The 15,970-nt window shown below is 39.8% G+C and carries 20 protein-coding genes; 3 read left to right on the top strand and 17 right to left on the bottom strand.

Features of this window, described 5'->3' with window-relative positions:
* Positions 1 to 473: 473 nt before the first annotated feature.
* Positions 474 to 779 carry a hypothetical protein gene (locus tag HCN83_RS15755; protein WP_168009010.1) on the bottom strand — a complete coding sequence of 102 codons (306 nt, stop codon included), beginning with the start codon at positions 777 to 779 and terminating at the stop codon, positions 474 to 476.
* Positions 780 to 1,208: 429 nt separating this feature from the next.
* Between HCN83_RS15755 and radC the strand changes: the two genes are divergently transcribed.
* From radC to HCN83_RS15740, 3 genes are all read left to right on the top strand, one after another.
* Positions 1,209 to 1,670, top strand: a complete 462-nt coding sequence (gene radC / locus HCN83_RS15750) for a RadC family protein (RefSeq protein ID WP_168009008.1) — start codon at positions 1,209 to 1,211, stop codon at positions 1,668 to 1,670.
* 99 nt (positions 1,671 to 1,769) lie between these two features.
* A complete protein-coding gene (locus tag HCN83_RS15745) occupies positions 1,770 to 2,267 on the top strand; it encodes a hypothetical protein (RefSeq protein ID WP_168009006.1) in 498 nt (165 codons plus the stop codon).
* Positions 2,264 to 2,524, top strand: coding sequence for a stage V sporulation protein S (locus tag HCN83_RS15740; protein ID WP_168009004.1), 261 nt, complete (start codon positions 2,264 to 2,266; stop codon positions 2,522 to 2,524). The genes HCN83_RS15745 and HCN83_RS15740 overlap by 4 nt, the downstream gene beginning before the upstream one ends.
* A gap of 293 nt (positions 2,525 to 2,817) precedes the next feature.
* Here HCN83_RS15740 and HCN83_RS15735 read toward each other — a convergent pair whose 3' ends face one another.
* The 16 genes from HCN83_RS15735 to HCN83_RS15660 all read right to left on the bottom strand — a co-directional run bounded on the left by HCN83_RS15735 (position 2,818) and on the right by HCN83_RS15660 (position 15,956).
* Complete coding sequence (locus HCN83_RS15735; protein ID WP_168009002.1) at positions 2,818 to 3,498, bottom strand: hypothetical protein; 681 nt, start codon at positions 3,496 to 3,498, stop codon at positions 2,818 to 2,820.
* A 106-nt stretch (positions 3,499 to 3,604) separates the two neighbouring features.
* Positions 3,605 to 3,826 carry a hypothetical protein gene (locus tag HCN83_RS15730; RefSeq protein WP_168009000.1) on the bottom strand — a complete coding sequence of 74 codons (222 nt, stop codon included), beginning with the start codon at positions 3,824 to 3,826 and terminating at the stop codon, positions 3,605 to 3,607.
* A 13-nt stretch (positions 3,827 to 3,839) separates the two neighbouring features.
* Positions 3,840 to 4,136 carry an ArsR/SmtB family transcription factor gene (locus HCN83_RS15725; protein WP_246238270.1) on the bottom strand — a complete coding sequence of 99 codons (297 nt, stop codon included), beginning with the start codon at positions 4,134 to 4,136 and terminating at the stop codon, positions 3,840 to 3,842.
* 212 nt (positions 4,137 to 4,348) lie between these two features.
* Entirely contained in the window at positions 4,349 to 4,843 is a 495-nt protein-coding gene (locus tag HCN83_RS15720; RefSeq protein WP_168008996.1) for a GNAT family N-acetyltransferase, read from the bottom strand.
* 66 nt (positions 4,844 to 4,909) lie between these two features.
* Positions 4,910 to 5,854: a DUF3991 and toprim domain-containing protein gene (locus HCN83_RS15715; RefSeq protein WP_168008994.1), complete on the bottom strand. Its 945-nt coding sequence runs from the start codon at positions 5,852 to 5,854 to the stop codon at positions 4,910 to 4,912.
* 17 nt (positions 5,855 to 5,871) lie between these two features.
* Complete coding sequence (locus HCN83_RS15710; protein ID WP_168008992.1) at positions 5,872 to 7,995, bottom strand: ImmA/IrrE family metallo-endopeptidase; 2,124 nt, start codon at positions 7,993 to 7,995, stop codon at positions 5,872 to 5,874.
* A gap of 12 nt (positions 7,996 to 8,007) precedes the next feature.
* Positions 8,008 to 8,286, bottom strand: a complete 279-nt coding sequence (locus HCN83_RS15705; RefSeq protein WP_168008990.1) for a hypothetical protein — start codon at positions 8,284 to 8,286, stop codon at positions 8,008 to 8,010.
* A 4-nt stretch (positions 8,287 to 8,290) separates the two neighbouring features.
* Positions 8,291 to 8,737, bottom strand: a complete 447-nt coding sequence (locus HCN83_RS15700) for a hypothetical protein (protein WP_168008988.1) — start codon at positions 8,735 to 8,737, stop codon at positions 8,291 to 8,293.
* Positions 8,734 to 9,903, bottom strand: a complete 1,170-nt coding sequence (mobP2, locus tag HCN83_RS15695) for a MobP2 family relaxase (protein ID WP_168008986.1) — start codon at positions 9,901 to 9,903, stop codon at positions 8,734 to 8,736. The genes HCN83_RS15700 and mobP2 overlap by 4 nt, the downstream gene beginning before the upstream one ends.
* On the bottom strand, positions 9,900 to 10,163 hold the full coding sequence (locus HCN83_RS15690) for a hypothetical protein (protein ID WP_168008984.1): 264 nt from the start codon (positions 10,161 to 10,163) through the stop codon (positions 9,900 to 9,902). Before HCN83_RS15690 ends, mobP2 begins: the two co-directional genes overlap by 4 nt.
* Positions 10,164 to 10,484: 321 nt before the next feature.
* Positions 10,485 to 11,342, bottom strand: coding sequence for a hypothetical protein (locus HCN83_RS15685; RefSeq protein ID WP_168008982.1), 858 nt, complete (start codon positions 11,340 to 11,342; stop codon positions 10,485 to 10,487).
* Positions 11,343 to 11,354: 12 nt separating this feature from the next.
* Positions 11,355 to 11,939 (bottom strand): hypothetical protein, encoded by a 585-nt coding sequence (locus HCN83_RS15680; protein ID WP_168008980.1) that lies wholly within the window; start codon positions 11,937 to 11,939, stop codon positions 11,355 to 11,357.
* A gap of 6 nt (positions 11,940 to 11,945) precedes the next feature.
* Positions 11,946 to 13,025 carry a bifunctional lytic transglycosylase/C40 family peptidase gene (locus HCN83_RS15675; RefSeq protein ID WP_246238269.1) on the bottom strand — a complete coding sequence of 360 codons (1,080 nt, stop codon included), beginning with the start codon at positions 13,023 to 13,025 and terminating at the stop codon, positions 11,946 to 11,948.
* A gap of 5 nt (positions 13,026 to 13,030) precedes the next feature.
* Entirely contained in the window at positions 13,031 to 14,983 is a 1,953-nt protein-coding gene (locus HCN83_RS15670) for a VirB4 family type IV secretion system protein (protein ID WP_168008978.1), read from the bottom strand.
* Complete coding sequence (locus HCN83_RS15665) at positions 14,984 to 15,637, bottom strand: hypothetical protein (protein WP_168008976.1); 654 nt, start codon at positions 15,635 to 15,637, stop codon at positions 14,984 to 14,986. It lies immediately after the preceding gene.
* Complete coding sequence (locus tag HCN83_RS15660) at positions 15,621 to 15,956, bottom strand: DUF5592 family protein (protein WP_168008974.1); 336 nt, start codon at positions 15,954 to 15,956, stop codon at positions 15,621 to 15,623. Before HCN83_RS15660 ends, HCN83_RS15665 begins: the two co-directional genes overlap by 17 nt.
* Positions 15,957 to 15,970: the final 14 nt, after the last annotated feature.

The following is a 15,970-nucleotide window of genomic DNA, read 5'->3' as shown; positions in this document are numbered from 1 at the left end:
GATATATGATTGCTCCTTTATTTAAACCTGACACTACCGTGGAAGAAAAACTTAGAACATCTACAATAATGAGAACGTCTCCACGTTTTACTGCTTCTCGCGCTCCGCGTTTTCCCCACTCTATCCTACATTCAAAAGGCGATTGTTCAAATGCCAAATTTTCACTTCCTCTCTTCAATTCAATATAGGTGAATAAACCGCCCGAATTACTTTTCACCCTGCATTATGATAAGAGTAGATATGTGAGAAAATATTAAAACTTCCGTTCCTAACATAACATTAAAAGGTATATTATTCCACATTTTGAGCAAATAGTATTAATTTTATCTTTTGATTTATAAACTATTTTTACATTTATATTATTTAAATTTGATATAAATATAAGCTAGCAGAACAAAGAACAGTCCTGCTAGCTTTTTTATGCACAATACATATTAAGTTGTTTAATACATATTTAGTTGTTTAATATATATTTATTCTTTATGCGGAGGAATATAATCATTGTCCGATTTCATTCCTAACTGCCCGTAGTTAATGACTTCTACATAGTTATCAAAGTGTTCTTTCACGATATAACAATCAGGACGGGCTTTTAAGATAAGTTCCTTTTCTAATAGTGACGTAATGCAGGCTTCTACTTCTTTTCGAGTTAAATTCATGCGTTGTTGTAAATCGCCCACGGTAGCATGATTATTTCTGCCTTTGAAATAAGAATAAATGACAAGCCGCATTTTTCGTTCCCGATCTGAAAGCCTGTTGGTTGGCTCTTGTAACATCATAGTGGTTCCTGCCTTCCCGTGCATTTTATGTTCTTATTATAAGAACGTTTGTTTGCATTTACAACAGGTAAAAGGATGAAAACCTTTCTGATGTCAGGATGCGGCTCATTTTTTCTTCTCCTTTGTCTCCCAATGGTAATCCAACCTCATAAGCCGAATAAACGGGCGGCAGAAACCGAAGGGCTGCCGATAAAACCAAGTAGGCTAAGAGGCCGTACACTTGCATAGATCGCAAGCGGACGCCCTCTAAGTCATTGGGTTTTACCGACTTCCCTAACGGTTCTTTGCTGCTGTCGCACTCCCTGCCGGTCGCCATTTACACGGCTTTTCGGGTGGATTCGGGTTGTCTCACAAAGGGGGACAGAAACATAAAACAAGTAACGCTGTAAATCAGAGATACAGTAAATCCACCAAAAGGAGAGGTCTATCATGGAAAACGTTTTTGAAATCTTAAAGATCAAGCAAGTCATTACAGAAAGAGCATTAGTAGAAAAAGGGCAGGAACGATACGTCATTCGCTCCCCACAAGATGCGGCAACGCTTCTCACAAAGGAAATCGGGGATGAAGATAGAGAAGTGCTAATGGTACTGATGCTCAACACAAAAAATGAAGTGCTTGCTCTTCATCGGTGCCATGTTGGTACGCTCGATTCGAGTGTTGTTCATCCTAGAGAGGTGTACAAAGGGGCATGTTTGAACAACGCTTATGCCATTCTCGTAGCACATCAACATCCTTCCGGGTTCCCACAACCTTCCGCAGAAGATTTCAGAGTCACTCAGAGACTTCGAGAAGCCGGAAAAATTCTCGGAATTGAACTTATCGACCATATCATTGTCACCGCAAATGAAGAACGGTACGTGTCCTTGAAAGAACAACCCTCATGGACGTAACGTAACCTATGAAGAAGAGGGAAGCCACCCCTCTTCTTTTTTGTTGTAACTTATAACAATTATATGATATGTTGTAACTAACATCAAGGAGGGATTACTATGAAAGCCAGCCAGCGACTGATTCAAGAATACTTTCCCCATATTGCTACCGGGGAAGAACCTCGCAATGACGTGGAAAAAACCTTTTTTGCTTTGTATCAGTTTCTTTCCAATCCAAAAACGGAACATTTCGATCTTCAACGGCTCATGCAAATCACCCTATCTGATATGAACCCCGACCATGCCCGTCTTTTTCTACAAGTGATTCAGACGTACTTTGATCGTGACACTTATTTAGAAATGCGCCCTGCTGAACCGCTCATGATAAAGGAACCGCAGCCACAAACAGAATATTTGTCGCAGAGTGATTTCGGAAACTACTTGATTCGTGAAGGACATTCCTCATGGAAGCCGAATAAAGTAACGACCTATTACGGGAGGGGAAAGCTGCCAGAGCCAGATTTATATTTTAATGAAAAGCCATACTGGACGACAGAAACAGCGAAACGCTTCTCTCAGGACATATCGCCAAAGCCGAAAGGGGAACTTCGTTATTGACCACGTATCAAGTTTCATCTCAAACAAGCGTAAATAAATTAGCCGGTGCCATCAGCCATACGATTCAAGCAGATAACCCCATTAAACTCCAAGCGGTAGGGGCTGCGTCTATTAACCAAGCGATAAAATCCGTTGCAGTTGCACGGCTTATGGTAGAAGAACGAGAAGTTGATTTATTCGTCATTCCTGCTTTTTCTCAGATTACGATTGATGAACAGCCCAGGACGATGATCGAACTGACCATACACGAACGATAAAAGGGGTATTATTAGAAAAAAAGAAAGGGAACTCATCATGTTTTTTAGACGCTGACTTGCTTCCGGCTTCCCGATCAGGTAGGCTGGTGACTACCAACAACGGAAGGAACACCATGCTAGAGAACATCACGGACATTGCAAACACGCTCATTGCAGCAGGTTCGCTGTTCGTTAGTTACCTCGTTTATCGGGAGACGAAAAAGGACGACTAAACACGAAAGCAGCAGGGGCATGAAGCCCCTGCTGCTTTGGTTAAAAAACCTACTGATCAAACCTACTTTGTAAATATTAAATTAAAAGCTTGTTGTCCTACTATAAGAAGTATTATTAACTAAAATACCTAACTGAAAGTTTTGTGATGGAGTATTTATTGCACCAGTCCATTGAACCGCCATTCCAGCTAAGGCAGGGGTAGATCCATTTTGTGACTGTCTAATAATTCTAACGTTATTATTTACAGCGACGCTACCAGTGATACTTCTTTGATTTTGGCCATAAACACTGTTTATAAAACTATCGCCTCTGTTCACGTAAGTAATTCTCGCTGAGAATTCCATATAAACGGCAAAATTACGTCTGGATACAGTTACATTTTGTGTAGACCCAGCGCTTAGTAAGCCAATTTCTTCATCCTCTGAAGACAAAGGCTCTTCTTCACCATGATTTTCTACAGTACTCTCTGAATAAGTACCATCCTCGTATACTTCCGTTGTAATAATTTTATTTCCTTCAACACGGTTATCTTGAGAAACTATTGTAGCATCTTCTTTAAGTACATCTGGTAAATCTCCAGATTTCAACTTATCTAATGACTGTTCAATTAGCTCTGAATCATAGCCTAGATCAATCATTTCTTCTTCCATTTCTGCCAATTCATCATCTGTAAAAACTTGATCTTCTGCAGCCAATGAAGTAGTAGACATCATCAAAAGCGAAACTAGCATCGAACAAAGAAAAACCAAAAACTTATTCATAAATTAAAATCCTCCCAAAGATTATTTGCTACATTTCAACCATACACTAAAAGAGGATTTAATTGGTTAATTTAGAATAAATTGGTTCTTTTGGTGATTTTTCTTATTATTTTACATCTTCTAAAATATCTTCTAACTCTTTAACGCGTTTTTTAAGCATTTCAAACTCTTGAAAATGCTCTTTTAATAAAAGATCATTTTGCTTATCTATTTTTAACCTTTCCTTAGACCTTTTATTTAATTGAGGGATTAGTATAAATAAACTAATTAATAACGCTATTGGTAATAGTATTCCTAACAATGCGAGTATTTGATACAGTAAATCCAATTCCGTTCCTCCTTTAAGAATCTGTTTTCCTTTTCACTGTAAGTGAAGATGTGTATCTTGAAATGAATCTTTCATCTAGAGGAATATGAAAGGAATTCAATTCAAAATATCTCTTGGTCTTTCCATTAGCAGAGATTTCATAGCTCCCTTCAATTAATTTTACTTCCTCCAGTTTTTTTAAATGAAGATACAATAAAGGCCGGCTAATATTTAATTCTTTAGCGAGCTGGCTTACAAATTTTCTTTCTTCGCTTAACAATCCAACTATTTTCAAACGGTATGGATTAGAAAGCGCTTCTAATACTTTCAATAATTGATCTCCAGAATTTATATGTTTCATATGTAATAATTATATTACATGTGTAATTACTTATCAATATTTTTTCGCAAATGATAAATTGATGTTTCTGACACTTTTATGGGATCATTTAGCGATGTTAAAAAGTAGCAGGAGAACGATAAACTCTGCTACTTTTTCTATTAATACATATTAATTAAATACACCTGTTGTTAAGCAAACAATCACGAGTCAGCCTTATTTAATTCATACTTCAACAAGGGTAATTTTCTCTCTGGAAACACCTTAGATTCAGCGAACCCTATTCTATCTGCACCCATCTTAATGTAAAAATTTTCAGCATACGGATCACTATAAATGTTAAAGGAGTCCAGCCCATGTTTCTTAGACTGCTCTAAAGCCTCCTGCCATAATAATCTTCCTATACCTTTTCCCATATAGTCTGGATGTACAAAAAGCGCTTCTAATTCTTGATTAACTATAGATAGTACATAAAATCCTGCTATTTGTTTTCTATCTTCTATCACATAAGTAATTTTAGTCAGAATGTCTGATTCTTTTACGGTTAAATCTGCTTTGCAGGCTTCTAAAAAATCATTCGAGTACCCCCAAGAAGCCTTAGACATTAGCGCTAGTTCAGTAAGAGCAAAGGAATCTTCTTTAGTTGCTTGACGAATATTTACATCCTCCACCATATGGTCTTTCAGTCTTTTACTCATTCAACTGATGCTCCTTTCCTCAAATACATTAATATATATTTAGTAGCTTAATATATATTAATGTATTTACATTCCCATCTGTGATTCAGGCTGCCTTTTCGGCGCAGCCGTTCGCTGCTTGCGAACGTCGTTCCAATCTTTTACGTCTTTCGGGCGATCATCAATCACCCGTTTTTCACCATAGTGATCTTTTAGTTTTTGATGAAATTGATTGCCAGCTTTATCATTGTCTACCGCTGATACAATTGCTTCGACTTTATGCCCTTGTGATCGCAAATCCATAACGGCTCTATTTACGCTTTCGATTTTCACGCCGCCCATGCTTACCATGCGAGTATCTTGTACCTTTTTCTTATGAACCGACCAGTAGGAAAGCATATCAATCGGAGATTCAAACACCGCAATCTTTTTTGGGTTCTTCCCGACATCAATCGTAAAGCCGCCATCTTCTTTGGATTTTGCAACCATGCCTTTAAAATAGCCGCCGTTATCCATTGGTGCCGTGCCTTGCCGATCAGCCCCGTTCACTTTCCCCTCCTGATCTTTCCACTTAAAGACAGCGTTCCCTTTCCGATCTTGCACCAGTAAATCTTTTTTAATGCACCACTCGACCACACGGGGATCTATTTTCCGTTCATTCACAAGATAATCTTCGATTTTCTTTGTGTCTTTCACTTCGTAGTGTGCAGGGTATCGAAACGGCTCATTCGCCCGAGCTTCTTCCCGATGTTTAACAGGCGCATATTCATGCTCATTGACCCGTTTAACGGCTTCGGGGAACTTTAGGTCATAGTAGGTCATTGCAAAGCTAATAACGCCATAGCCGCCTTCTTGACGGCTATTCCAGAAGAACTTTTCTCCTTTAATCACTAAACTGTCATGATCGGCTAGTCGGTAATAGGGTTCTCCCCTTCGGCCTTCCTGTTTCGCATCAATGTGGTTGGCATCTAAGAAGTCGATAATGCGTACTTGCTTCGCTTGATTGATTTCATCCGAAGTGACTCGTACCATTTTATGATGTCCTCCTTTTACATGCTCATTCCAGCACTACGCTGTTTTGACGTATCAGGGTAAGGGCTATCTGTTTTTGTCGTCTGAATAGCATCGTTCGGTTTAGCCTTTTCAGGTGCTTCTTTTTCCGGCTCTTTGTTTTCAAACTTCCGAAGAATAGAGGACTCCATATTTTGAATCACAACGGGTTGTACGAGCTTATTTTCTAAGGCGTTATGTTTCATATTTGCATATCGGTTTTCTACCTCCATGCGATTTAGTAGCTTCTCTTCGGTTACACCATTTTGTTTCTCGTCCAGTTTTTGCTTCTGTACATTGGTGAAATCGCCGGTTAAGTTGACCAAGACGTTACGTGATGTCATTTCATCTTTGTAATCGGCTGCCGTTTCGTGGGCTTGCTGCTTCACGGTCTTTATTTCTTCCGGTTTTAGATACTCATGATCGAGAGCAAATTGCTCCATTCGATTAATAGAATAAGCAGCCCTCTCTAGGCTTGCATCCTGACTTATAGAAGAATGTTCCATGTAATAACTCTCTGTATACAGTCCTTCTAAAGCTTTAGAGATCGTTGCTTTACTATAAACATGCTCTAAATGATCGTTGGACTCTGGTATTCCTTTCGGCACTTCTCCGACTCGTGCTGTATGAGAGCGCAAATCATGATAATCACCATCGCCCAGGTCAATACGATCAAGATTTTTAACGTTGTAGGCATCACCACCGGTATGTTCTACGGCAATCACTCTCGTTTTGTCGTAAAAAGGCTCAATGCTTTTTAGCGTATCAAGATTTTCAGAAGCTAAATATTTGTCCATTTCTTCTCCGTTCATCATATGTTGAGCCACTGGCTTTTCTGAATGAAGAATGAAGAATTGTGTTTCTGATTGAGAAGGGTCTAATATCTTCACATTGTCGTTCTCACCGTTCCAACTCTCAGGATATTGATTCGTGTTCTGGTTGAAAGCCTGAATGCCTTCTAATGCCGTACCAGTTTGATATTCTTTATCTGCTAATATATTCCGTCCATCTTTAGCCCGGAATGTATCTGCAAATGTTTCCGTATCCATATCGCCTATTTTGGTAAAGCCCTCACGTGTAATGATAGAAAAATCACCGAAACGTTCTTGTACGTCTTTATCGGATGCTCTGACTTGAATATTGTCTCGTACCGGTTCCAAATCGTTTTCCAAATGCTCGATAAACTTATTTGATGTGCCTTTTACTTCTTCTAACAATGTGAACTTATCTTGAATGTCATGCTCCTGATCGGTGTACGATTTCAAGTATTGTAAGCTGTAATCGCTTGTATCTAAATTAAAATAAGAAGCAACGGTATAGGCGGTCATTTCTGCCTGAAATTCTTTTTCCGGGTGTGATCGGTCTTTCCCTTTTGAACCGGAATGGTGCAGATCGGCATGAGCTAATTCATGAATCATGGTTTTGACGTTCTGTAATTCTGAATTACGTGGGTTTAATTCAATTCCTCGCCCCTTCACCATGTTTCCTTCATGATCTTGTCTTGTGAACTCGACATAAGCTCCTTTGGCAGCGCCTAATTCACGCATTGGTTCTGGCATGGTTTCAACACCCATATCCTCCCCAAGCCGCTGCAAGGAAGCAAACATATTTTCGTAATTATCTACTTTTCCATCCAACCATTTGTTAGGAAAAACCTTCGGGAGATCGTCAGCCGTTGCATTGGTTTGGCTAATATCAAAAACATTTCCTTTCGTGTAAGCCATGCGCTCTTTGGTTTTCATTTCTCCCCGTTTTATTGCTGCTTTTTCCGCAGCAGTTGCCTGATTGACGTTAACTGTTTTAGTGGTTTCCCCGGCCTTTCGTTCAAACGTTTTAAAAGGTGCAGGAACAAGAATACTGATTCCCTTCTCTCCTTTTTGCACTTGCAGCCCTTCCTTTTTCCAAAAGGCATAACTTCCAACGGCATTAGCACCCTGAAACTGTTTTTGAATGAGCGTCGAATTTCGTACCGAGTAATTATGAAACTTAGACATAAACGATAAATATTCTTTTAAATCTTCCGGGGAACGGAAATAGTTTTCGACTTGCTTATTACGATCATCAGCCAACTGATCTATTTCCTGTTTCTTCTCTGCAAACGATTTTCGCTTGTAAGCAGCCATGTAAAGCCCTCCTTATTTCACAAATCCGTTTTCGTCTACGGCATCATTCTCCAAATCAATTAATTCCGGGTTAGCATGTTCCGATGATTCCAGAACGTTTTCAAAAACGATTCGCTTTTCTTCGGTATCAACCAATACATAGACCGTCTCTTTTTCTAAAAGTAGCATTTGAATAACGCCGTTTTCTTCCTCTGTAAGTTTGAGGTGATAATCTAATTCAGGTGTAGAAACGATTGCTTCCTGATCGCCAAACTCTTTTACAATACCGTGTTCATATCGAAGCATTTCCATGTTGTTATCCTCCCTTTCGTGCGAGCCAGTCGTCACGTTTTTGTTTTTGCTTTTCAATGTCTTTCGCTACTTTATCTCTTGCAACTGCAAGCCCCGGTGTTTCATGATCTTCCGTTGTCATGATGTTTCCTTGCTGGTTGTTAATCATCATGCCGTTGATTAATTCGATCAGCACTTTTGTATTTCGATCTGTATTATTAACTCCTAGAAGAATACGGGAGACTTCCTGCTTTACTTCTTTTGCAATGGTTTCAGCAATCGTTTCAGATAGCTGCGATTCTATATTTTCATTCCTTGATTGTTCATCCTTCATTTGTTTATGTTCCTGAATGATCGCATTGATTGTTCGATTTTTATAACCTTCAGGAATTCCATTTTCTTCGGTGTATTGGTCAATATACTCGGACGATTCTTTGCTTAATCGAACTCTTTTTACTACCTCATTACTCATCGTTGATTACTCCTTTCTATATCACGTTGAAGGCGTTCATGTGCAGCTTGGTTTTTTCCGGTTGTCATTTCAGAATGGACGACCCGATCAAGACCGTACTTCATTTGCTTAAATGCAACATTCGTTTTGGCACGTTCATATTTTCTAGTATATTTTTTTGCTTCTTTCTTCGACTTTATTTGTTTCACTTGTCGATCATAGGACTTCATTTCTGATAGAAAAGCATTCCCCATCCTCTTTTCTAAATCAGCCATTTTGTTTTTCTTATAATCTTTGTACCGATGTTCTCCACCTTCACCATAAGCTCGTTTTAATTCGGCTACTTCTCGATCTAAACGTTTATCTAACTCATTAAATTCCTTTTTATAATGGTGATTGATATAGTCTTTCGTTAATTGATTCAAAGCTGGTTTTACGTGATTAATGTTTTCATATCCGTAACTCCAGTAACGCTTATTTTCTGGTAGTTGCTTATATATTTGCATGAAGTCCTTTTTAAACTTGCGATCAAATGTAGAGAACGTTTTCCGTTCTTTCTTGTCATGAACGATTTCTTTTCTAATAATATCGTTGATCTTTTGATGTTCCGCTGATCGGTCTTGTATCTTATTGACGAACGTTGATTTCACTCCCTCTAGTGATTTCAACTTTCGTTTTCCCCTCTGATCTTTAGACGGGGAGAGATCCACGCTTGCGACATGAATATGAATATTATCCGTATTGTGATGAATCGCACCTGACCACACTAGATTATTTCCCATTTCGTTTTTATCGTGCATATCTTTCATTGCTTTCCTCGTAACCTCTTTTAATTTTTCTTCATTTACGTTTTTTGTTTTCCTATCGTAAATCCCGTTTTCCTCCAACCAATTGTTGTCGAATGAGATAACATCCTGATAGAGAATACTGCCACGCTCTTGTCCTTTTTGAAACACTTCCTTTAAATCATCTTTTTGCTTTGACGAAAGTGAATTATGTGCAGCAGTAAATAATGAAGTTGCTTTGTCTCCATCGTCCATATAATCATTGTAAGAAGAAAAAGTCGGCTCTTCTTTCTTCGCTTCATCTCGATCAAGATACGTGACATAGCTACTGAATGTACTGCTGCCAGATTGAACAAATTTTGATGTTACAATCACCGCTGCCTTCCGATCTGTACTTGTCATAGTACATCGCCGTCATCTTCCGTTAACTCATGAATCAACTGATTGTTTTTTTGCATTTGATCGTACACCAAATGAATCACTTCGGTGTTCCGATCAAGCGCACTTTTTAATTCTGCTTCTCGATCATTAAAGTCTTTTAACATGACGTGGTTTTCGATCATCTCTTTTAAATAAACTTGTCTCGATAGATTACTTTTTTTCGCTTTTTCGTCTATCGCTTTTACGATTGCAGGGTTTATATCTCGGAGCAGCATATCCATTAAAATTACCTCCTTATTCCAATTATACCACTTTTTATGATATATAGGGGTTTGTAGAGAGAAGAGCATAAGGGAAAACCGATATCACCTACGGCGATATATCAGGCAGAGCCTGATGTTTTGATGCTATCAATGACGAATTAACTTGTGTCAAACTTGTGCATACTTTTCCATAACATATGTTAAACATATGCAGACTAAATATTTACAAATGTTAAACTTGTGCATACTAGATATTTACATATGTCAAACTTGTGCATAGCTTCTTTTAGAAGAAAAGCAGCCAATTCGTTTGCTGAATGACTGCTTTTTGCTTCACCATCAGGAATGACTTAGGGAAGAATCACGTTCACGCTGAATTAGATTTTGAATCCGTTCTTCTTCAATTTCGATTCGCTCATTCGCTCGTTCTTGTTCCGTTTCCAGTTCATTTTTGTCTACTTCAAGTGAATTAATTCGACTATCTGTTCTCACTTTTTCTTCACTGGTTTGATACTGTTTGTCTTGTTCTAACTCTTGAATGACTGCTTCAATTTCTGTAATTTCTTCCTGCTTTTCTTCGATCTCATTTCCTAAAAGTGCAATCGTTTCTTCGCTTTGCTCGATCAATAAATTCGTAATGTATCGCATACTATTTTCTTCACTATCAACATTAACTGACCCTTTTTCAATCTCTCGATGATCGGTGTATAGCGTGACTAATCTTCTTGAATCCTGCTCTTGATCATCCTCTAATTCGTTTGTTTCTGTATCTGTAGAATCCTCAGATTCTACATCTAGTCGAAGTGAAATTTGCGTATAATTGGCATCGAATTCATTGATATGGAGCACAATATATTGTTCATATTCGAGCACTAATTCCACATTTACTTCGTCTAAATCTGATCGCTGTCGTGCTGTAAATTCCATATTTGATAGCTCTTCTTCATACTCATTTAGATCAATAATGACTTCCATTTCTTGCTTCTCTTCGTCAACAATCCATTCAATAATTTCTAAATTGGTAGCCGATGTGATTCGGATTTCCTCACCGATTGGAGAAGCCATGACCTCAATTTCTTCGTCAATATAGAAGCCCGAGGTGAGAAAAAAGAGCATCCCCATGACGACTAAACCGAGTCCGATCAGGTATGATCGGCTGGCATTTCGTCTCAAATTAATGCGGTCTTTATTTAGCATGATCTTCCTCCTTTACATTAAATCTCGAAAGCCCGTTGCAATCCAACTTTCGTCTTTTCGTTCAAATGTGACTCGTATAAACGCATGAGATTCTTCGGTCATATCGGTTTGGATATAATTGATTTCGTGACTCACTTCCATGACAATATCAATTTCATTTTGATTTTCTTCGATATTTTCTATATAGTAATTTGCTTCCTGTATTCGTGTCTGTACTTCATTCTTTCCGTACATATCAGCGGAGAAAAAACGTTCCTGCATTTCTTCATTCATGACTTGATCGGCTGCTGCTTTTTTCTCTTGATAGGTTTCAGCATCCTGTTCAAATACGGATGTGATAAAGCGCTCTGCCTGACCTTCTAATTGAATAAATCGCTCTTCTCGTTGCGTTAGTGAATTGGTATCTTCTAAATACCGCAGCCGTTCATTTTCTTCTCTTAGTTCACGTAGTTCAAGCACTTCTTCTTCCGATAAACTGAACGCTTCTTCTTCTCCATTGTTCTGAATGTAAAGAAAGATGTTTCCGATTAGTAGAAAAGTCAGCACAATCATGGAGACATATTTAAACGCTTTGATCGAATCCATATTCGTTTCCATCCTCCTTTAAATGCGTCGTACACGTCCGTTGAAAACATCTCCCCAATATCCTTCTTCGATGCTTTCAATCGCTACGCCTGTACTAGATTGAGCGCCGATATACTTTCCATCCCCGATGTAAATGCCAACGTGACCATCAATCTTATAGGTATCGAAAAAGACCAGATCGCCCTGCTGGATGTCCTCTAAAGGGACGGCTTCCCCTTTATGTTTTAGGGTGTCTGTGGTGACTCCGGTAAAGTTACCTAGTTCAATGCCGACCTGCTCAAATGACCAGTGAACGAAGCTCGAACAATCGAAGATACCTTGCTCCTGATCGCTACGAGTACGACCACCACCAAAGACATATTCAGAGTTGCCAATCCACTGTGTTCCGACCTCAATTACTTCGTCAAAGTCGCCTTCTTCGAGTGTCGGCTGCATGTAACTTAGTACCGCATCAACATAGCCTATGTCGCCGTAACAGGCTCCTGTTTCAGCACTCTCTGGACGAATACAGGAGTAGTTACCTGTATGCCGTACACGTTGGTATTGCTCAATAGAAAACTCAATCGCCAATTCTTTGGAGTATTCACCATTGTTATGTTCATTCGCATAATCAATGAAACCAGCGCCGAAATTGTACGATTGTAAAGCAAGCTTTTCATCCCCATTGGCTTCTTCTAACACTCTGGCAAAGTATTCGGTTCCGACATCAATGCTCTCTTCCTGATTATCAATGGTGTTGACCGGAAGCCCTTGTGATTCACTCGCTTGCATGACGTCCGGCAGCCTTCCACCGGACTCTTGCATGGTCTTTGCCATAAGCAGATCAACGTGATCGGGAATCCCGTGAATCTCTGCATATTTTTCAAATAACGGGCGAAGTTCTTCCACTTCCGGCGATAAATTTTGCGTGCCGCCGGAAACGAAATCTAAATCTCGATCAGATTGTGAGCCGCTATCTCCTAAGAGTGCTTGAAAGGCACCGATCATGATAATAGCGACCGCCCCGATCAATATAAGGCTTGTACCAAGAATCACTTTGGCTTTAAACGTTCCAAAAAATAAGGCTAATCGAGCTAGTCCTGTAATGACTCTTCGCATGGTTGTTAAGCACCTCCACCGAACAGATCAAGTTCATCTTGTGACACATCTACACTCATTTTGATGTTCTTTACAGAGGAAATTGAAAGGATGACTTGCCCCCTAGTCAGGTATGGAATCTGACTCAATTCAGAATCGTTTAACTGCCCCTGAAAGATGTCTTTGAGCTTGCTTAATGATTCACTGTCCTGTTCTGCAATGAATTTGTATTGCGTTAGACCAAAGAGCTTCTTTACTTCTTCTGCTGCACTCTCTGTCGCATTTTCTGGTACAAAGTCCGTGATGACGTGTGAAGCAAAGAAGATCCCACCGAAGTATTTCCGGGCTTCTCGCATGAACCGTTGTAAATATTGCACCCCGTATTCGCTTCCTTTTCGGGTATTGATGATATGATGTGCTTCATCAATTAAAATGAGATAGCGCACCGCATCTTCAAAGGCTAATTTGTGCTTATTGAAAGCCCGGAATTGCGGCTGTCCGTTACTCAGCATCCCATCCCACAGCATGTTCATCACGTTAAATAATTGAGCTTGAAAGACCTCTGGTTTCATGCCGGAAAGCCCCCGGAGTGGGAAGGACACAAACTGCATGGAATCAAAATCATCAATAGAAGAATGAGAGTTAAAGAGCCGGGAGAACGAATCGACCACGTTCAGGATATTTAGCTCAATGTTTTCTAAGCGTTCTCGTTTATAGATACTGATTTCCTCGTTTACTTTCCGGGTTTCCACATCGGCGTATAGCTCCCCTTGCAGCAGTTCCAGAAAGTCTGAAAAGATCGGGTACTCTGTTGCTGGACGATCAGTAATGTGATTCTCAGCGCCTTCTTCTTCGCTCCAAAGCCCCTTCACGACATACAGTTTCCGAAGAAGGTTTTCATACTCTTTAATCTCTTCGTTGGTTACGTCCGGGTTTAGGAAGCGATAGAACACGCTTAGTTTGGATAAATGTTGCGTGAACGATAAATGCTCTTCGGAAGCCCCGTGCTTGTCTGTGGCGGTCTTATATACGTGCAGCGGATTAATTGCCCCGTGTTCCCCATCCAGTGAAATGACTCTGCCCCCCAGGGCGTGTGTCAGTTCTTCAAATTCCCCGGTAATATCCAAGATGCGGACTTTATGTCCTTTGATTGCATTATCAAGCGCTACCTTTTTCAGTAGCGTGGATTTTCCTGAACCCATCTTGCCGATCATGAGCGCATTATATGATTTTCGCTTTGCATCACTGTGAAAAAGATCGAAAATAACATTTCCATTCGTTTCTGTCGTGCCGTAATGTGTGCCGAACGGGTCATCTAATGACGTAAAGTGAAACGGGAATCCACCTGCTAGAGAAAGTGCTGGAATCTCCAAGCCCTTGCGCTTATTGGCATATTTCGTTTGAGCTTGAAAGGATTTAAAAAATCCATCCCACTCATACTCTTGCTCGTTCAAGAAAATGCTTCCCCGGAAGTTCATGCTTTCCAGATTGTTCATGACCTCTTTCGATGTTCGTTCAATTTCATCCAGTGTTTTTGCGTAGACGAAAAGCCGCAGGATGATACGCTTTAATACTTCGCCCTGCCGTACTTCGTTGTAGACTTCTTTTAACTCTTCGTAGCTTTCGCTAGCGTCAATCAGATCGGACGTATCTTTGGCGTGATACCCTCTCGTTTTCGCTTCTGCCATGCTCTTATTGATATTTTGAATCGTTTCCCTTCGGTCAGGTGTACCAATATCGAGACTAGCAACGACGTTCGGCATGTTCATGATTTGCTCCAACCAGAAGTCTGATACAAGCGTTTGAAAGTCATAAACGTGAATACATGCTTCGTAGCCGTCACCTTTGCGAATGAAGGACTCCTTGAATTTTATGCCGCCTTGCGGCTGCATTTCGGAAAGCAAGTGCGGGTTATACCCGTATTCCTTTTTGGAGGGTGCGGCTGCTGGTCGAACCTTACTTAAAATCGCTTGTATCATTTAGTAATCTCCTTTCGTACTTTTGTTTTTGGAGTTCAGGTTATTGAGCTTGTAGAGGATATTGATTTTCTTTTCATCACTTAGTCGGATGATTGGACTCACGACATTCATTTGCGCTGTCACATCATTAATGCGAGATCGCAGCGTGTATTCGTCATCGGCATAAATGAAGAGGTAAAATTCCCGGTTTGATCGCTCTGTCTCGATGAATTGAAGCTCTCGAAGTTTTTGCTCTAAGAAGAATTGTGATTGTGGGTTGGATGTTTGTTCAATTTTCTTTTGAATGAATTGTTGTTGCGTGTAGGTATCGACTGGGAAATTCAGCGGAACGACTTTCAGATCATGCTGATACCACTGTAAGAAGAAAGCGAAAAGATTGATTTTCTTTTCCTTATCTTCATTGTTCAGAGAATAAATATCGGCAGAAGAGACTTGTACGATCTCCATATAACCGTCCTCATTCGATAGTTGGAAGTAGCCATTTCCGGTAATATCAATCACCGGGGAAATGTCAGCAAAACTTGATTTAACGGCTACTTTCTTTTTCTTTTCTTCTTTTTTCCGAACAGCATCGGCTTCTACAAAGATCGACTTTCCTTTGGGCTGTATGCGTTTCAGACGACCTTTTTTATTTTTTTCATCGAATATAGCCATCGTGTTCCTCCTGTTCTTCTTCCGCTTCATCGTCTACCACGTAATCAATCGCCGTGTATGTGTCTTTCCGTCTACGGATAGCAAAAAAGATCGCTTCGTATATCCGTTTTTTGGGATTCGTTGCCGGTCTAATAATGAGTAGACCGGCAAGAATCGCCATAAAGACGTAAAAGAACAAGATGAGCGAAGAATGAACGATGTTGCTCATGACGAAGGTAAAGAGCAGCAACCCCATGAGTAGAAAAAGATCAGTGAGATACAGAGCCTTATTAATCTTCAATTCACTGGATACGTTTTGTGGTATGCGATACATCGCCATAGTCGAACACCTCT

This window comes from Alkalicoccus luteus (genome assembly GCF_012034335.1).
GTDB lineage: Bacteria > Bacillota > Bacilli > Bacillales > Salisediminibacteriaceae > Alkalicoccus > Alkalicoccus luteus_A.
The sequence above is the reverse complement of the archived record's forward strand: the minus strand, read 5'-3'. Positions and strand labels throughout refer to the sequence as shown.

Bases quoted from the DNA above. Each gene is read 5' to 3' on its own strand.
- HCN83_RS15745 (WP_168009006.1), top strand. From the start codon at position 1,770: ATGAAAGCCAGCCAGCGACTGATTCAAGAATACTTTCCCCATATTGCT.
- HCN83_RS15670 (WP_168008978.1), bottom strand. From the start codon at position 14,983: ATGATACAAGCGATTTTAAGTAAGGTTCGACCAGCAGCCGCACCCTCC.
- HCN83_RS15720 (WP_168008996.1), bottom strand. From the start codon at position 4,843: ATGAGTAAAAGACTGAAAGACCATATGGTGGAGGATGTAAATATTCGT.
- HCN83_RS15675 (WP_246238269.1), bottom strand. From the start codon at position 13,025: ATGCGAAGAGTCATTACAGGACTAGCTCGATTAGCCTTATTTTTTGGA.
- HCN83_RS15685 (WP_168008982.1), bottom strand. From the start codon at position 11,342: ATGCTAAATAAAGACCGCATTAATTTGAGACGAAATGCCAGCCGATCA.
- radC (WP_168009008.1), top strand. From the start codon at position 1,209: ATGGAAAACGTTTTTGAAATCTTAAAGATCAAGCAAGTCATTACAGAA.
- HCN83_RS15690 (WP_168008984.1), bottom strand. From the start codon at position 10,163: ATGGATATGCTGCTCCGAGATATAAACCCTGCAATCGTAAAAGCGATA.
- HCN83_RS15710 (WP_168008992.1), bottom strand. From the start codon at position 7,995: ATGGCTGCTTACAAGCGAAAATCGTTTGCAGAGAAGAAACAGGAAATA.
- HCN83_RS15715 (WP_168008994.1), bottom strand. From the start codon at position 5,854: ATGGTACGAGTCACTTCGGATGAAATCAATCAAGCGAAGCAAGTACGC.
- HCN83_RS15705 (WP_168008990.1), bottom strand. From the start codon at position 8,286: ATGGAAATGCTTCGATATGAACACGGTATTGTAAAAGAGTTTGGCGAT.
- HCN83_RS15665 (WP_168008976.1), bottom strand. From the start codon at position 15,637: ATGGCTATATTCGATGAAAAAAATAAAAAAGGTCGTCTGAAACGCATA.
- HCN83_RS15700 (WP_168008988.1), bottom strand. From the start codon at position 8,737: ATGAGTAATGAGGTAGTAAAAAGAGTTCGATTAAGCAAAGAATCGTCC.
- HCN83_RS15735 (WP_168009002.1), bottom strand. From the start codon at position 3,498: ATGAATAAGTTTTTGGTTTTTCTTTGTTCGATGCTAGTTTCGCTTTTG.
- HCN83_RS15755 (WP_168009010.1), bottom strand. From the start codon at position 779: ATGATGTTACAAGAGCCAACCAACAGGCTTTCAGATCGGGAACGAAAA.
- HCN83_RS15660 (WP_168008974.1), bottom strand. From the start codon at position 15,956: ATGGCGATGTATCGCATACCACAAAACGTATCCAGTGAATTGAAGATT.
- HCN83_RS15680 (WP_168008980.1), bottom strand. From the start codon at position 11,939: ATGGAAACGAATATGGATTCGATCAAAGCGTTTAAATATGTCTCCATG.
- mobP2 (WP_168008986.1), bottom strand. From the start codon at position 9,903: ATGACAAGTACAGATCGGAAGGCAGCGGTGATTGTAACATCAAAATTT.